Source organism: Bacillus sp. SYZHCR11 (assembly GCF_057196865.1).
In genome coordinates this window covers 193,708-206,611 of the sequence record NZ_JBXUND010000001.1, presented here as the reverse complement: position 1 = coordinate 206,611, position 12,904 = coordinate 193,708, and the positions used below count along the sequence as shown (strand labels likewise).

The following is a 12,904-nucleotide window of genomic DNA, read 5'->3' as shown; positions in this document are numbered from 1 at the left end:
GTTCTAAAAAAAGTCAGATTAACAGGTGGAACAGATCCTGATCTTTATTCACCTCTACGTAATGAAATCCTTTTTGATTCATCCGGGCAATGAGCGCGCCGTAATCTTCCCGATGCTTAAGCTCAATGCCGACCAATGCGGGGCCGCTGCTTTTGTTATTTTTTTTCGTGTATTCAAACCGGGTGATGTCATCATCAGGACCGAGCACCTCATCAAGGTATTCGCGAAGCGCTCCCGCCCTTTGCGGGAAATTAACGATAAAATAATGCTGCAGCCCCTCGTAAATCATGGAGCGCTCCTTCATCTCCTGCATTCTGCCGATGTCATTGTTCCCTCCGCTGACCATGCAGATGACGTTTTTCCCTTTAATCTCTTCTTTGTACAGATCAAGTGCTGACACGGACAATGCACCCGCCGGTTCAGCCACGATGGCGCATTGATTATATAATTCAAGAATCGTACTGCACACTTTTCCTTCCGGGACAAGCAAAACGTCATCGACGACGGTTTCGAGCGTTTGAAAGGTTTCAGCGCCGATTTTTTTTACGGCCGCCCCATCGACAAATTTATCAATTTTCTCAAGTTCAACCACTTGTCCGGCTTTTTTCGATTCAAAATAGGAGGCTGCGCCCTTCGGCTCTACCGCTATGATTTTTGTATCCGGCGAGATGTTTTTCATGTACGTGCCGAGCCCGGACAGGAGTCCTCCTCCCCCTACGCTTGCAAAAAGAAAATGCGGTTCGACGTCAATGTCATTTAAAATTTCGATGGCAGCCGTTCCCTGTCCGGCTATGACATCGGGATCGTCAAACGGATGAATAAACGTGCGGTTTTCTTTTTCACAGCATTCCGCAGAACTCTTATACGCATCATCGAAAGTGTCACCCGTCAATATGATTTCAACAAATTCTTTTCCGAACAGTTCCACTTGGGATACTTTCTGTCTCGGTGTGGTTGACGGCATAAAAATCTTGCCGTGAATGCCGAGGTGTTTGCATGAAAACGCAACCCCCTGCGCATGGTTTCCCGCACTTGCGCATACAATTCCGTTTTCAGTCTGCTCTTTTGAGAGCTGCCTCATTTTATTATAAGCCCCTCTGAGCTTAAATGATCTGACCACCTGCAGGTCTTCTCTTTTCAAATAGATATTGCAGCCATACCTCTCAGAAAGTCTGTCATTCCTCTGCAAAGGCGTATGTATCACAACGTCCTTTACGTTTTGGTGCGCTTTTAAAATGTCTTTTACCTGGATGAGAGAGTCTTCTTTAAGCAACGGTTTCATTTACAGAGTCCTTTCTTATTTAAATCCCTATTTAATATGCCATTATAACATGAATATTCAAACAATAAGATAATTATTTTAATTTTGTAAATAAAAATAAATGAACCGATACAAGAGAAAAAGATATTTTCGATCGCATAAACGTGTTATACTTAAACCAATTAGAACCAAAAGGAGCCAATTTATGAGTGTAATTGAACAAACTGATCCTTTTTATCAGCTAGCCGGCGAACATCACACCTTTTCAGAAGCGAAACGATTGGCCTCGCAATTTGCCTTATCTGATTTGCCGGTCTTCATAACGGGTGAAGTCGGAACCGGAAAAAAACAAATGGCCAGAGCGATCCATCATAAATCCCGCAGAAACAGCGAACTATTTATTACCGTTCACTGCAGTCAAAGCGAAGAGCGGCTCGAATATGAACTGTTCGGCGCTGAAGGCGCATTAAACAGGGCCCGCCGCGGAACATTATTCTTATATGAAACCGGAGACATGCCGCTCTCGGTACAGGCCCGCCTTCTTTCCGAGCTGGACGCCGGGCTTTCCGCCCGCATCATTGCAAGCAGCACGGCGAATCTTGGCGATACCGGCGCGGAAAACACGTTCAGCATAGATTTATTTTACAGGCTTCACGTGTTATGCCTTCCGCTCCCTGCTTTATCTGAACGAAAAAGCGATATACCGCTTCTTCTGCAGCATATGCTGACAGCCTCGGGGCAGCATGTTCATATCGATCCGTCCGTTTATCCGCTGTTTGAGCGGCACACCTTTAACGGCAACATCAGAGAACTTGAAAATGCGGCGCACTATATGGCCGCGGCAGCATCCGGCAGCACGATTTATCCCGAGCATGTCCCGCCGTATATCAAAAACAGCCAGAAAGCGAAAACCGCTAAGAAAAAAGAAAAACGGCTGACATTGATGGAGAAAGAAGAGTTTTTGTTTATTTTGGAAGCAATTAAAGACTTAAATACAAAAGGCGAACCCGCCAGCAGACGGAGCATATCCGAATTAAGCGAAAACAGCACAATGACATTAACGCCCCAGCAAGTCAGAAACAGGCTTGATTACTTAGAAAAGATGAACTATGTGACAAAAGGCCGGGGACGCGCAGGAACAAAAATCACATTAGAAGGGTTGACCTTTTTGCAGTCACTGCAAAAACAAATCCTTTAAAAAGGAGGACATTTGATTGTTTACAATAAAAGAAGAAATCGCAAATGCCGTCACACACGGAATCGGTGTATTGCTGTCGATTCCGGCGCTTATTTTTCTCATTATGTTTGCGGTGAAATACGGCTCGCCGACAGACATCGTCAGCTTTTCCATTTTCGGCGCTTCAATGCTCCTGCTGTATCTCAGCTCGACTCTTTTGCACAGCATCCAGCATAAAAAAACGAAAGACATTCTTGAAATTGTGGATCATTCCGCGATATACGTATTAATAGCCGGAACATATACGCCATTTTTATTAGGACCCCTTAAAGGGGCGCTCGGTCTGACCCTTTTAATTATTGTTTGGTCGCTTGCCATCGGAGGCATCGTGTTTAAAATCTTTTTTGTGAAGCGGTTTATCATTTTTTCAACGCTTGTCTATTTAATGATGGGCTGGCTGATCATCATCGCCATTAAACCGCTGTACGCTTCGCTGTCAGGTCCCGGTTTCGGCCTTCTTCTTTTCGGCGGCTTATTGTATTCCGCCGGCACAATATTTTATATTTGGAGAAAAGTTCCGTATCATCACGCCATTTGGCACAGTTTTGTTTTAGGCGGCAGCGCCTCGATGTTTTTCTGTATTTTGTTTTATTGCGTCAAAGTTCCCTTTATCTGAAATAAAAAAGCACAGCCTCTCGTATAGAGACTGTGCTTTTTTTATGCACGGAGCCGTTTCTGACCGGCCGGATAATAAGCGGGCTTTATATGTAATTCAATGTCAGCCGGTTTCAGCCGTTTCAATAACCTGCCCCGCAGCAGCCGGTCTGTTCCCGAAGTGCTGACGGGCACAATCGGGAGATCGAAACGAAGGGCCAGTTCCTCCGGATTGATTTTGCCGTCTTCGGACAGAATCAGACTTTGCCCTTTTTGCAGCCGGACTTCCGCCTCCTGAAGCACTGCATCCCGGCTGTCTCCGCCACAAATGACACCCATCAGACGCAGCCAATTTCCGAGAAACGGCATCCGGAAAGCTTTCTCGCCAGCGATAAAACCAGCCGGCTCTTCAAGATGTCCCGCAAGCAGCAGAAGATCAGCCGGGCGCAATCTGGGATGCACATACAATACGGGGCCGTCCGGTATCGGCTGATCATGATGAATGCCGATTGCCGATCCCGACACGTCAATGCAGCCTCTCATAAAGGCTTTCGGCCGCTCATACACCAGCCTCATCTGTTTTTGAAAAGAGAGCCGCGGGTCAAGCTCTTTTTGATTGATATATTCCTGAATATTTTTCATGAACATAAATACAACGTACATCACAAGGCAGCCGTAACGAATCAATTCTTGTCCCCCTGCTTAATTCTTTTTCTCGTATACAAGGTACTCATAATCGTAAGGGTTTTTTTCATCTTTTACTCCCTGTTTGCGGGAGGTCAATTCCCATTCAGCTTCATTAAATTCCGGAAAAAAACGGTCTCCTTCAAAGACATGGTGAATTTTTGTCATGTAAAGTCTGTCCGCATAGGGAAAGAGCGCACTGTACAGCTGGGCACCGCCGATTACAAAGCATTCTTCATCCGCCGGGATCAGCTTGAGCACTTCCTCAGCCGAGTCGGCGGTAATACAGCCCGGGAATGAAGATTCGTCCCGTGAGGTTACAACGATGTTCCGCCGGTTCGGAAGCGGGCGTCCGATTGATTCAAACGTTTTCCGCCCCATTACAATGGTGTGACCCGTCGTCACTTTTTTGAAATATGCGAGATCATCGGGAAGGTGCCAAGGCAGATCGTTATCTTTTCCGATCAGCCGGTTTTCATCCATCGCAAAAATAAACGAAATCATACGCTGACAGCTCCTTTTATGTGCGGATGCGGGTCATAATCCTCAATGATAAAGTCTTCAAACGTAAAATCAAAAATAGAATCAACATTTCGCGCAAACCGCAGTTTCGGCAGCGGACGGACATCCCTTGTCAGCTGCAAATTCACCTGCTCCACATGGTTTTGGTAAATGTGGACGTCTCCGAATGTATGAACAAACTCACCCGGTTCAAGTCCCGTCACATGCGCGATCATCATTGTTAAAAGCGCATAAGACGCAATATTAAACGGCACGCCGAGAAAGACATCCGCTGAGCGCTGATAAAGCTGACACGACAGTTTTCCGTCCGCGACATAAAACTGAAACAGGCAGTGGCAAGGCGGAAGCGCCATATGATCAATTTCGCCGACATTCCAGGCGCTGACGATTAAACGTCTGGAATTCGGGTTTGTCTTGATGTCATGAATCAGCCGGGAGATTTGATCAATGGTCTCGCCGTCCGCTCCGCGCCATGAACGCCATTGAGAGCCGTAAACCGGTCCGAGTTCTCCGTTTTCATCCGCCCATTCGTTCCAGATGCGGACTCCGTTTTCCTGAAGGTAGCGGACATTTGTATCTCCTTTTAAGAACCAAAGCAGCTCATGCGCGATGGACTTAAAATGGAGCTTTTTCGTCGTAAGCATCGGGAAACCTTCCTGAAGGTTAAACCGCATTTGGTAGCCGAACGTGCTGATCGTACCCGTTCCCGTACGGTCTCCTTTTTTTTCTCCGTTTTCTAACACATGACGGCACAAATCTTTATATTGTTTCATTTTTTTCATCCTTTTAAAGTAGTCTTTTAGTAGTGTAACACAATAAAAAATCATTTCTGCAAAATTTCTCAGAAATGATTTTTTTATTTCTTCTCGCTATTACACGCTCATCCAGTCAGGCGGCGTATTGCGGTCCCAGTAAATGCTGCCGAGCTCATGATGTGATTGAAATCCGTCTTCAGCGGTATGGTAATGAAAATTAAACCAGTAGCCGTCTTGCGGAGGATGATCCCGGCGGACGTGGAACCTTAAAAGATCTTCACCTGTCAGCCTGTTATACACATGAAAAATTTTTTCAGTTTTTCCGGCCGACGGTTTACTGGAAATAACCACATCCTGATACGCTTCATCATCTTGAAACTTGGCTAAATGTCCTGTGATGACATCTTCGATTTTCGGCAGAATTTCACTTCTGTAATCATCTTCAATGACCGGAGAGATTTTGCTGCCGAATTTTAAAAATGATTGATTTTCAGCATCACCGAGAAGCTGCTGCTGATACGATTGAAACAGTAATTCAGGCTCCCGCCCTGCCTTCGCTTCTCCCGTCAGGGCATGTTCATCATAAAAAGCGGTGTAATCATTCTGCTCAAGACTGCTCGACTGTCCTGAAGGCTTGTCTGTCATCAAAGCAGCCGGAGGAGACACGAGTCCGAACGTTACAATGGTAAACAGAACCACAAGGGTCTTTTTCATCCACAATTTCATGATAGATTGTTCCCCTCTGTTTTATTGTCCTCTTTTCCTTTATTTTAGCATAGATTAAAGCGCGGCGTCATGTCCGGCACCGTATTATCATGCAATATGGGAAATTGGTAACTGTGACCGAGTGGATAAACCGCTTACAATAAGAAGGAGATAAAAGGAGGGGATGAGATGATTAACGCTTTATTTGCGACTGTATCACTTCTCACGCTGCTTTATTTTGTCGTTATGGAAATCACTGATTAACGAAAAAGAAGCCCATGATATCATGAGCTTACATGGATGACACCGAAGTGGAAAAGCGCCGTCTTTCTTTTCAGCACCTTGAAGCCGTATCGTTCAAACCGCGGGCTTTTCCAATGGTCTTTAAGCACTACGCATTTTTTCGCCGCCCGGACGGCTTGCGTGATGCACTCTTCGTTAAAACCCTCTTCTGCCAGCGCGCGGAGCGGTGCAATGCCGTCTGACGTTTCAACAGGTTCGTGAAACATCGGGTCAAAATAAATGACATCTACCGATGAATCAGGAAGCTCCCGCAAATAATCGGCGCAGTCGGCATGTTTAACCTGAATGCGTTTCATGGCGGTTTGGAGCTGCTCCATTCCGGTTTCCCACGTTTGAAGTCCTGTTTCTACAAGCAATGAGACAAGCTTGTTTTTCTCCAGGCCGATGACTTGTCCGCTTTTTCCGACTGCCAGGCTTGCCAAAATCGCATCGGATGCCAGGCCGAGCGTACAATCTAAAAAGGAATCCCCCTCGCGTAATCCGGCTGCTTTTAACAACGGCTCGGCTTCCCCTCTCAAAAACCGCTTTGCGCGGAACATCGCTGTATTCGGGTGAAAAAAGAACTTCTCCCCTTGCTTCGTGTAAAGTTCGAACCGTTCCTTTCCGATGACTAAAAGATCGCTAGCGGCTCGTTCCAGCATTTTTTCAATGGGCTGTTTATTGCGGCTGCAGTAAGTGTCACCCAGCCTGACACTGAGTGACTGCGCTGTGTGTATCGTGTATTCGCTTGGTCTGTAACTCGTTGTGATCATCTTTTTCTCCAAAAAGAAAATGCCCGGAATTTGGGCATTTCAGCAGTGCGCATCGAAGGCATCCGTCAGATTTTTCATAATTTCCTCCATGTCATGCCCTTCGATTTCGTGGCGGGGAATAAAATGAACGACCTCTTTCCCTTTTAACAGCGCCATTGATGGCGAGGAAGGTTCCTGCCCCGTAAAATATTCACGCATTTTTGCAGTTGCGTCTTTATCTTGACCGGCAAATACGGTAACCGTATGATCAGGCGCTTTTTCATGCTGTAAAACAGCCTGAGTCGCAGCCGGACGGGCGAGACCGGCTGCACAGCCGCACACGGAGTTGACAACGACCAATGTCGTGCCCTCTGCCTGTTCCATAAAGCTTTCTACTTCTTCAGCAGTCGTTAATTCCTGAAAACCCGCACCTGTCAGCTCACGGCGCATCGGCACGACCAGCTGGCGCATATATTCTTCATAAGCCATTGACATAAAAAAGCCCCCTCTAAAATCCTTATATGAAGTCAAGGATACTATAGAGGGGGCCGGAATTCAATTGTTCAGGCCTCTGTTTTATATTTTCATGATTCCGCCTGTATTGGCGCTTGTTACGAGTTTGGAATACCGGGCCAGATATCCTGTTTTTACTTTCGGCTCGAAGCCTTTCCATTCGGCCTTGCGTTTTTCCCATTCTTCTTCAGGCACTTGTACGTCCAAAATCCGTTTTTCTATGTCAACGATGACATGGTCGCCGTTTTCTACGAATGCGAGCGGGCCGCCTTCAGCCGCTTCAGGTGATACGTGCCCGATTGAAAGACCCCGGGACGCTCCTGAAAAACGGCCGTCTGTAATAAGCGCCACTTTCGGGCCAAGCCCCATCCCGACAATCTGAGACGTCGGAGCAAGCATCTCCGGCATGCCCGGTCCGCCCTTTGGCCCTTCATAACGGATAATGACAACATCTCCTTCTTTTACTTTGCGGTTTATAATGCCTTCAAGCGCGGCATCCTGGGAATCAAAGACGACAGCGGGGCCTTCATGTCTTGTAATCCCGTCCTGTACGCCGCCTGTTTTGATAATGGCGCCGTCCGGAGCCAGATTCCCAAACAGGACCGCCAAACCGCCTTTTTCGGTAAACGGATTGTCAAGCGGATGAATCACGTCATAATCCTTTACTTCATGACCCGCAATTGTTTCTCCGAGTGTGCGGCCTGTTACAGTCAGCGCGTCAAGATGAAGCGCCCCTTCTTTTTTCGCCAATTCATTAAGGGCCGCCGAGACTCCTCCCGCTTCGTGCAGATCTTCAATGAAGACGTCCGAGGCCGGCGCCAATTTCGATAAGTGAGGCACCCGTTCAGCCACTTCGTTAATGCGTTCTAAAGAGTACTCAACCCCAGCTTCATTGGCAAGTGCAAGCGTATGCAGCACTGTGTTGGTTGAGCCGCCGAGAGCCATGTCTAACGCAAAGGCGTTGTCAATCGCTTTTTCGGTGACAATATCGCGCGGCTTAATGTCTTTTTTGATGGTCTCCATCAATTGGGCCGCTGATTTTCTCACAAACTCTCTTCTCTCCGGTGAAGTTGCCAGAATTGTTCCGTTGCCCGGAAGCGCCAGACCGAGCGCTTCAGACAGACAGTTCATGGAGTTTGCCGTAAACATGCCTGAACAAGATCCGCACGTCGGGCAGCCGAACTGTTCCAGCTCCTGCAGGTCGCTTTCACCGATTTTCCCGGCTTGATATGCGCCGACGCCTTCAAATACTGAAGAAAGCGAAATTTTGCGGCCGTCGCTTGTGCGGCCGGCTGCCATCGGCCCCCCGCTGACAAAAATGGTCGGAATATTAATCCGCATAGCCGCCATCAGCATTCCCGGCGTAATTTTGTCGCAGTTCGGAATGCAGACCATTCCGTCAAACCAGTGCGCCGAGACGACCGTTTCAACTGAATCGGCAATGATTTCACGGCTCGGCAGTGAATATCTCATGCCGATATGCCCCATCGCGATTCCGTCATCTACTCCGATCGTGTTAAATTCAAAAGGCACACCGCCCGCTTCCCTGATTGCTTCTTTTACGATTTTTCCAAATTCCTGCAGGTGAACATGCCCGGGAACGATATCGATGTATGAATTACAGACCGCGATAAACGGCTTGCCGAAGTCTTCTTCTTTTACGCCGGCAGCGCGAAGAAGGCTGCGGTGCGGCGCTCTGTCAATTCCCTGTGTGATCATGTTGCTGCGTAATTCTGCCATGGTGATCCCCCTACTGTTTTTAGACTGTGCAATATTTTTAAAATTTTCAGTTTATTCTAGGGCGCGTTCTGCAAATTACCTGTTTACAGCGTCTTTGCCCTGTCTCGCTTTTCTATTCTTTCTGTATTTCGATAAAAACCCTCCAACAATTAATATTGTACTTACTATATAGAGTTTTGAATCATTTTTCAACAATATTCTAAATAATTTTTATAAAAAGTGAATTCAAATAAAAAAGGTGCATGGCGCACCTTTTTGTTATCACTGTTCTTTTTTTCTGCTTTCAGTCATCTGTTTCCAGACTGAACCTTTCGCCTCTTCTCCGTGCTCAATCCGTTCAATCGCCATTTTGACTTGCAGGCTGACTTCGAATTCCGGATCGTCTTCCGCCGCTTTTAATGCTTCCAGCGCGCTTTCATCGCCGACTTCATATAAAAACATGGCCGCGCGCCAGCGCACGAGCTTGCTTGAGTCACTGAGCGATTTCATCATAGCCGGGATGGCGCTCGCATCGCCGAGATCCGACAGACAGTCACCCGCCGTCCTTCTGACCGTCACCGTTTTGTCTTCAAGCGCTTTGTATAACAGCGGAAGCACAGACGGCTTTTCGATCATTCCCAAATAAACGACGGCTTGTCTTCTGATCGAAGTCTTCGGATCATGCAGCGCCTTTTCCAATACTGGTAAATCGTCTTCATCCGGATCCATTTGCTCAAGATGGGCATAGCGCTGTTTCCAGTCTTCATCATCGAGCATTTCCAAAGTCACTTTATAAGCTTTCCGCTGCACTGCCGGTTTGGCCTCACCCTTTTGCTGTACGGCTGCTTCTGTCAGGCGTTTGAGCCGCTCATCACTGTAGGCGGCCTGAAGCTCTTCTGTGACATCGTGTCCGATTTCGGTAAAATCCCCGAAGCGCACGCCTTGTTCTTTCCAAGCGCGCTCAAATACAACATTTGAAGCTTCGGAACGCAGCTTTAAGATGGCTTCTTGGAAACGTTCCGGAAGGCCGAAGCGCTCTTCACGTTCGCCGTCCGTCAATTTGACCTGCATCGGGATTCCGCTGAACATTTGTACGAAAACCTTCACTTCACCGAACGATTCCTGTTCAGAACGGCTCTCAGACTGCTCCGTATGTTCCATTCCGAAAGCGGAACGGACCTGAGGCAGAATGTCCTTCCAGTCAAAACGGGCGTTTCTCTCCACAGCCAGGAAATCGGCAACGTGATAAACACCCTTTACTCCTTCAATGTTTAAAATATCACGTACGACGGCCGGAGCATCATCTGCCTGATCAGGCTTGTAATTGTTGCTTTTCCCCGCCGGAAGCTCTTCAGTCAAAATCACTTTCATCGTGTTCGGACTCGGCGTCGGTTCTATTGATTTAATCTTCATATTGGTCCTCCTATGCGCAATCTGACACTTATTCTAACATAGTCGGCACAAGCGTTCTATTGCGCCGCTTAGCTTTTGCCGATGCCGGCCTCTTTTTGGATACGGGCGGCGAACTGCAAAAGAAATTGATGCCGCTCCTCTGCTAAACCGGCTCCCGCTTTTGTATTCATTAAGCCTTTAAGCTTGATTAATTTATCCTCTATATGGGCCAGCACACTTGTTTGAGTTCCGTACATCGGGTGACCCTTCGCCCCGGCAAACATAAAAGCCCTGCCGATGCCCGCTGCGCCGATCGCATCAAGCATGTCTGCATCCTGAACAACTTTCCCCTCCAATGATAGCGGCCGCTTTATCAGCAGTTCCCTGTGTCTGAATGACATTCTCGTGATGATATCCGCGATCTCCTCAATGGAGCCAGCCGCAATGTTGAAAGCAGCCAGCCGTTCTGTCACTTCGCCTGCCGTCAGCCTTTCGCTTTTTTCGAGCTTGGCGTCAATCAGATCATGAACCAGCGCGGCCGTCTCAGTGATAAATAAGTCGGCGCCTTCTTCTTTTGCCATATAAACAGAAAGTGTTGCGACCCGGGAAATATGAAGCCAGTCATGGCCCGTACGTTCATTGATAAGCTTTTCTCTGACCCAATTCCTGACGCTTTCCAGCTGCTCTTTTTCGTTCACCGTATCACCTCTTATCGGGCCAAAAGCCTCTGCACCGTATCTTCAAGCTCTTTTGGGTTGACGTTCGGTGAAAAACGCCCGTTGACTTCACCGTTTCGGTCCACGATAAACTTAGTGAAATTCCATTTGACCGCTTTTGTGCCGAGCATCCCCTTCGCCTGTCCCGTCAGATATTTGAAGAGAGGATGAGCGTCTGCCCCATTGACATCAACTTTCGCAAACATCGGGAATGTGACTCCGTAGTTTTTCACACAGAACTCTTGAATTTCCGCTTCGTTTCCAGGTTCTTGGTTCATGAATTGGTTGCAGGGAAATCCCAATATTTCAAGACCTTCCTCCCGATATGTATCATAGAGCTCCTGAAGCTGCTTGAGCTGGGATGTAAACCCGCATTTGCTTGCTGTATTCACAATGATGATCACCTTGCCTCTGTAAGCCGATAGCGTCATGTCTTCGCCTGTTATGGTCCGTACGTTTATATCGTAAATTGTCATCTGCGGCCCTCCTTTTTACATTCTTCATTTATTTTACCTGTTTTACACTGCAAAACAAACGGCTCTTTACCCGTCATAATAAAAGAGCCGCTCCGAATTTATACCCATTTGCCGCTTTTATCCCTGTCATTATGCGTTAAATGCGGTTTATTACGCCGGGATGGATTGAAAAATGGCTTAAAAATTTCTATAATGAAGAAAATTAACGGGGAATAACGGAGGTGGCATGTTGCCTATTAATATACCAAATCACCTGCCCGCTAAGCAGGTGCTTGAAAGTGAACACATCTTTGTAATGGATGAAAGCCGGGCTTTTCATCAGGATATCCGGCCGCAGAAGATCGTGATTTTAAATCTGATGCCGAAAAAAATCCAAACGGAAACCCAGCTCCTCAGGATGCTTGGGAATTCACCTTTACAAGTTCACTTTACGTTCTTAATTCCGAGCACACATACTCCAAAAAATACGGCAAGGCAGCATCTGGATGAATTTTATACGGATTTTTCCAGCATCCGCCACAAACGGTTTGACGGAATGATTATTACCGGGGCTCCGATTGAGCACCTGCCGTTTGAGGATGTTTCTTACTGGGAAGAATTGAAGGAAATCATGGAATGGAGCAAAACGAACGTCACTTCAACACTCCATATCTGCTGGGGCGCTCAAGCCGGTTTATACTATCACTACGGCATTGAGAAAGTGGAGCTGCCGAAAAAAATCTTCGGTGTGTTTGAGCATACCGTTCTTAAAAAACATGAGAGATTGGTAAGAGGATTTGACGAGCTATACTATGTGCCACACTCACGGCATACAGATATTAATACGGAGCAGCTGCAATCGGCTTCGGATCTGGATGTGCTCAGCGTTTCAGAGGAAGCGGGGGTCTGTTTAATCGTTTCAAAAGACGAAAAACAGATTTTCTTAACGGGTCATCCGGAATATGATACCGATACGCTGCTTCAGGAGTATGAGAGAGACATAGAGAGAAATCTTTCAAACGTAGAAGCTCCTAAGCACTATTTTGCGCCCGGCGGGAAAGAACCTGTTAACCGCTGGAAAGCTCATGCAACGTTATTGTTTATGAATTGGCTGAATTATTACGTATATCAGGAAACTCCGTATGAATGGGATTAATTTTTGTTTTAAGTGATACGGTGACAAAAATATGATAAAATACTCTTGATTCAGTATGCGTATAACAAAACTTTAAAATAATGGAACATATCAATTAAATTTAGTTTAAATATGTTGGCGCGCTTATTATAAAATGATGCACTTGTGTTATGTTTATCTAT

General features: G+C 46.7%; 14 protein-coding genes. 3 read left to right on the top strand and 11 right to left on the bottom strand.

The window, feature by feature from the left end:
• Window positions 1-13: 13 nt before the first annotated feature.
• The gene (ilvA, locus tag AC2CGA_RS01085; RefSeq protein ID WP_063174280.1) at window positions 14-1,282 is read right to left on the bottom strand and encodes a threonine ammonia-lyase IlvA; all 1,269 of its coding nucleotides are present in this window, start codon (window positions 1,280-1,282) and stop codon (window positions 14-16) included.
• Between the two features lie 184 nt (window positions 1,283-1,466).
• On the opposite strand from ilvA, the gene AC2CGA_RS01080 reads away from it, so the two are divergent.
• Complete coding sequence (locus tag AC2CGA_RS01080) at window positions 1,467-2,459, top strand: sigma-54-dependent transcriptional regulator (protein ID WP_139885598.1); 993 nt, start codon at window positions 1,467-1,469, stop codon at window positions 2,457-2,459.
• 16 nt (window positions 2,460-2,475) lie between these two features.
• Window positions 2,476-3,114 (top strand): PAQR family membrane homeostasis protein TrhA, encoded by a 639-nt coding sequence (gene trhA / locus AC2CGA_RS01075; RefSeq protein WP_139885597.1) that lies wholly within the window; start codon window positions 2,476-2,478, stop codon window positions 3,112-3,114.
• Between the two features lie 41 nt (window positions 3,115-3,155).
• On the opposite strand, the gene AC2CGA_RS01070 is transcribed toward trhA, so the two are convergent.
• The 10 genes from AC2CGA_RS01070 to AC2CGA_RS01025 form a co-directional block, all read right to left on the bottom strand.
• Window positions 3,156-3,779: a lysophospholipid acyltransferase family protein gene (locus tag AC2CGA_RS01070; protein WP_014305260.1), complete on the bottom strand. Its 624-nt coding sequence runs from the start codon at window positions 3,777-3,779 to the stop codon at window positions 3,156-3,158.
• A 15-nt stretch (window positions 3,780-3,794) separates the two neighbouring features.
• Window positions 3,795-4,280, bottom strand: a complete 486-nt coding sequence (locus AC2CGA_RS01065) for a dihydrofolate reductase (RefSeq protein ID WP_012117807.1) — start codon at window positions 4,278-4,280, stop codon at window positions 3,795-3,797.
• Window positions 4,277-5,071 (bottom strand): thymidylate synthase, encoded by a 795-nt coding sequence (locus tag AC2CGA_RS01060; protein ID WP_003153622.1) that lies wholly within the window; start codon window positions 5,069-5,071, stop codon window positions 4,277-4,279. Before AC2CGA_RS01060 ends, AC2CGA_RS01065 begins: the two co-directional genes overlap by 4 nt.
• Before the next feature lie 99 nt (window positions 5,072-5,170).
• Window positions 5,171-5,779, bottom strand: a complete 609-nt coding sequence (locus tag AC2CGA_RS01055) for a YpjP family protein (protein ID WP_003153621.1) — start codon at window positions 5,777-5,779, stop codon at window positions 5,171-5,173.
• 263 nt (window positions 5,780-6,042) lie between these two features.
• A complete protein-coding gene (locus AC2CGA_RS01050) occupies window positions 6,043-6,813 on the bottom strand; it encodes a class I SAM-dependent methyltransferase (RefSeq protein ID WP_007409525.1) in 771 nt (256 codons plus the stop codon).
• A gap of 39 nt (window positions 6,814-6,852) precedes the next feature.
• The gene (locus AC2CGA_RS01045) at window positions 6,853-7,287 is read right to left on the bottom strand and encodes a BrxA/BrxB family bacilliredoxin (RefSeq protein WP_003153619.1); all 435 of its coding nucleotides are present in this window, start codon (window positions 7,285-7,287) and stop codon (window positions 6,853-6,855) included.
• Between the two features lie 81 nt (window positions 7,288-7,368).
• Complete coding sequence (gene ilvD, locus AC2CGA_RS01040) at window positions 7,369-9,045, bottom strand: dihydroxy-acid dehydratase (RefSeq protein WP_007409524.1); 1,677 nt, start codon at window positions 9,043-9,045, stop codon at window positions 7,369-7,371.
• A 261-nt stretch (window positions 9,046-9,306) separates the two neighbouring features.
• Window positions 9,307-10,437, bottom strand: a complete 1,131-nt coding sequence (locus AC2CGA_RS01035; RefSeq protein ID WP_003153614.1) for a conserved virulence factor C family protein — start codon at window positions 10,435-10,437, stop codon at window positions 9,307-9,309.
• 68 nt (window positions 10,438-10,505) lie between these two features.
• Window positions 10,506-11,114 carry an HD domain-containing protein gene (locus AC2CGA_RS01030; protein ID WP_003153612.1) on the bottom strand — a complete coding sequence of 203 codons (609 nt, stop codon included), beginning with the start codon at window positions 11,112-11,114 and terminating at the stop codon, window positions 10,506-10,508.
• An 11-nt stretch (window positions 11,115-11,125) separates the two neighbouring features.
• A complete protein-coding gene (locus AC2CGA_RS01025) occupies window positions 11,126-11,608 on the bottom strand; it encodes a glutathione peroxidase (protein WP_014305264.1) in 483 nt (160 codons plus the stop codon).
• A 229-nt stretch (window positions 11,609-11,837) separates the two neighbouring features.
• Here AC2CGA_RS01025 and metA point away from each other — a divergent pair, with 229 nt between their 5' ends.
• The gene (gene metA, locus AC2CGA_RS01020) at window positions 11,838-12,743 is read left to right on the top strand and encodes a homoserine O-acetyltransferase MetA (RefSeq protein WP_003153608.1); all 906 of its coding nucleotides are present in this window, start codon (window positions 11,838-11,840) and stop codon (window positions 12,741-12,743) included.
• Window positions 12,744-12,904 lie beyond the last annotated feature (161 nt).

Coding starts and splice junctions, on each gene's coding strand:
- AC2CGA_RS01080 (WP_139885598.1), top strand. CDS start 1,467: ATGAGTGTAATTGAACAAACTGATCCTTTTTATCAGCTAGCCGGCGAA.
- AC2CGA_RS01055 (WP_003153621.1), bottom strand. CDS start 5,779: ATGAAATTGTGGATGAAAAAGACCCTTGTGGTTCTGTTTACCATTGTA.
- AC2CGA_RS01060 (WP_003153622.1), bottom strand. CDS start 5,071: ATGAAACAATATAAAGATTTGTGCCGTCATGTGTTAGAAAACGGAGAA.
- AC2CGA_RS01050 (WP_007409525.1), bottom strand. CDS start 6,813: ATGATCACAACGAGTTACAGACCAAGCGAATACACGATACACACAGCG.
- AC2CGA_RS01045 (WP_003153619.1), bottom strand. CDS start 7,287: ATGTCAATGGCTTATGAAGAATATATGCGCCAGCTGGTCGTGCCGATG.
- ilvA (WP_063174280.1), bottom strand. CDS start 1,282: ATGAAACCGTTGCTTAAAGAAGACTCTCTCATCCAGGTAAAAGACATT.
- AC2CGA_RS01035 (WP_003153614.1), bottom strand. CDS start 10,437: ATGAAGATTAAATCAATAGAACCGACGCCGAGTCCGAACACGATGAAA.
- ilvD (WP_007409524.1), bottom strand. CDS start 9,045: ATGGCAGAATTACGCAGCAACATGATCACACAGGGAATTGACAGAGCG.
- AC2CGA_RS01065 (WP_012117807.1), bottom strand. CDS start 4,280: ATGATTTCGTTTATTTTTGCGATGGATGAAAACCGGCTGATCGGAAAA.
- AC2CGA_RS01025 (WP_014305264.1), bottom strand. CDS start 11,608: ATGACAATTTACGATATAAACGTACGGACCATAACAGGCGAAGACATG.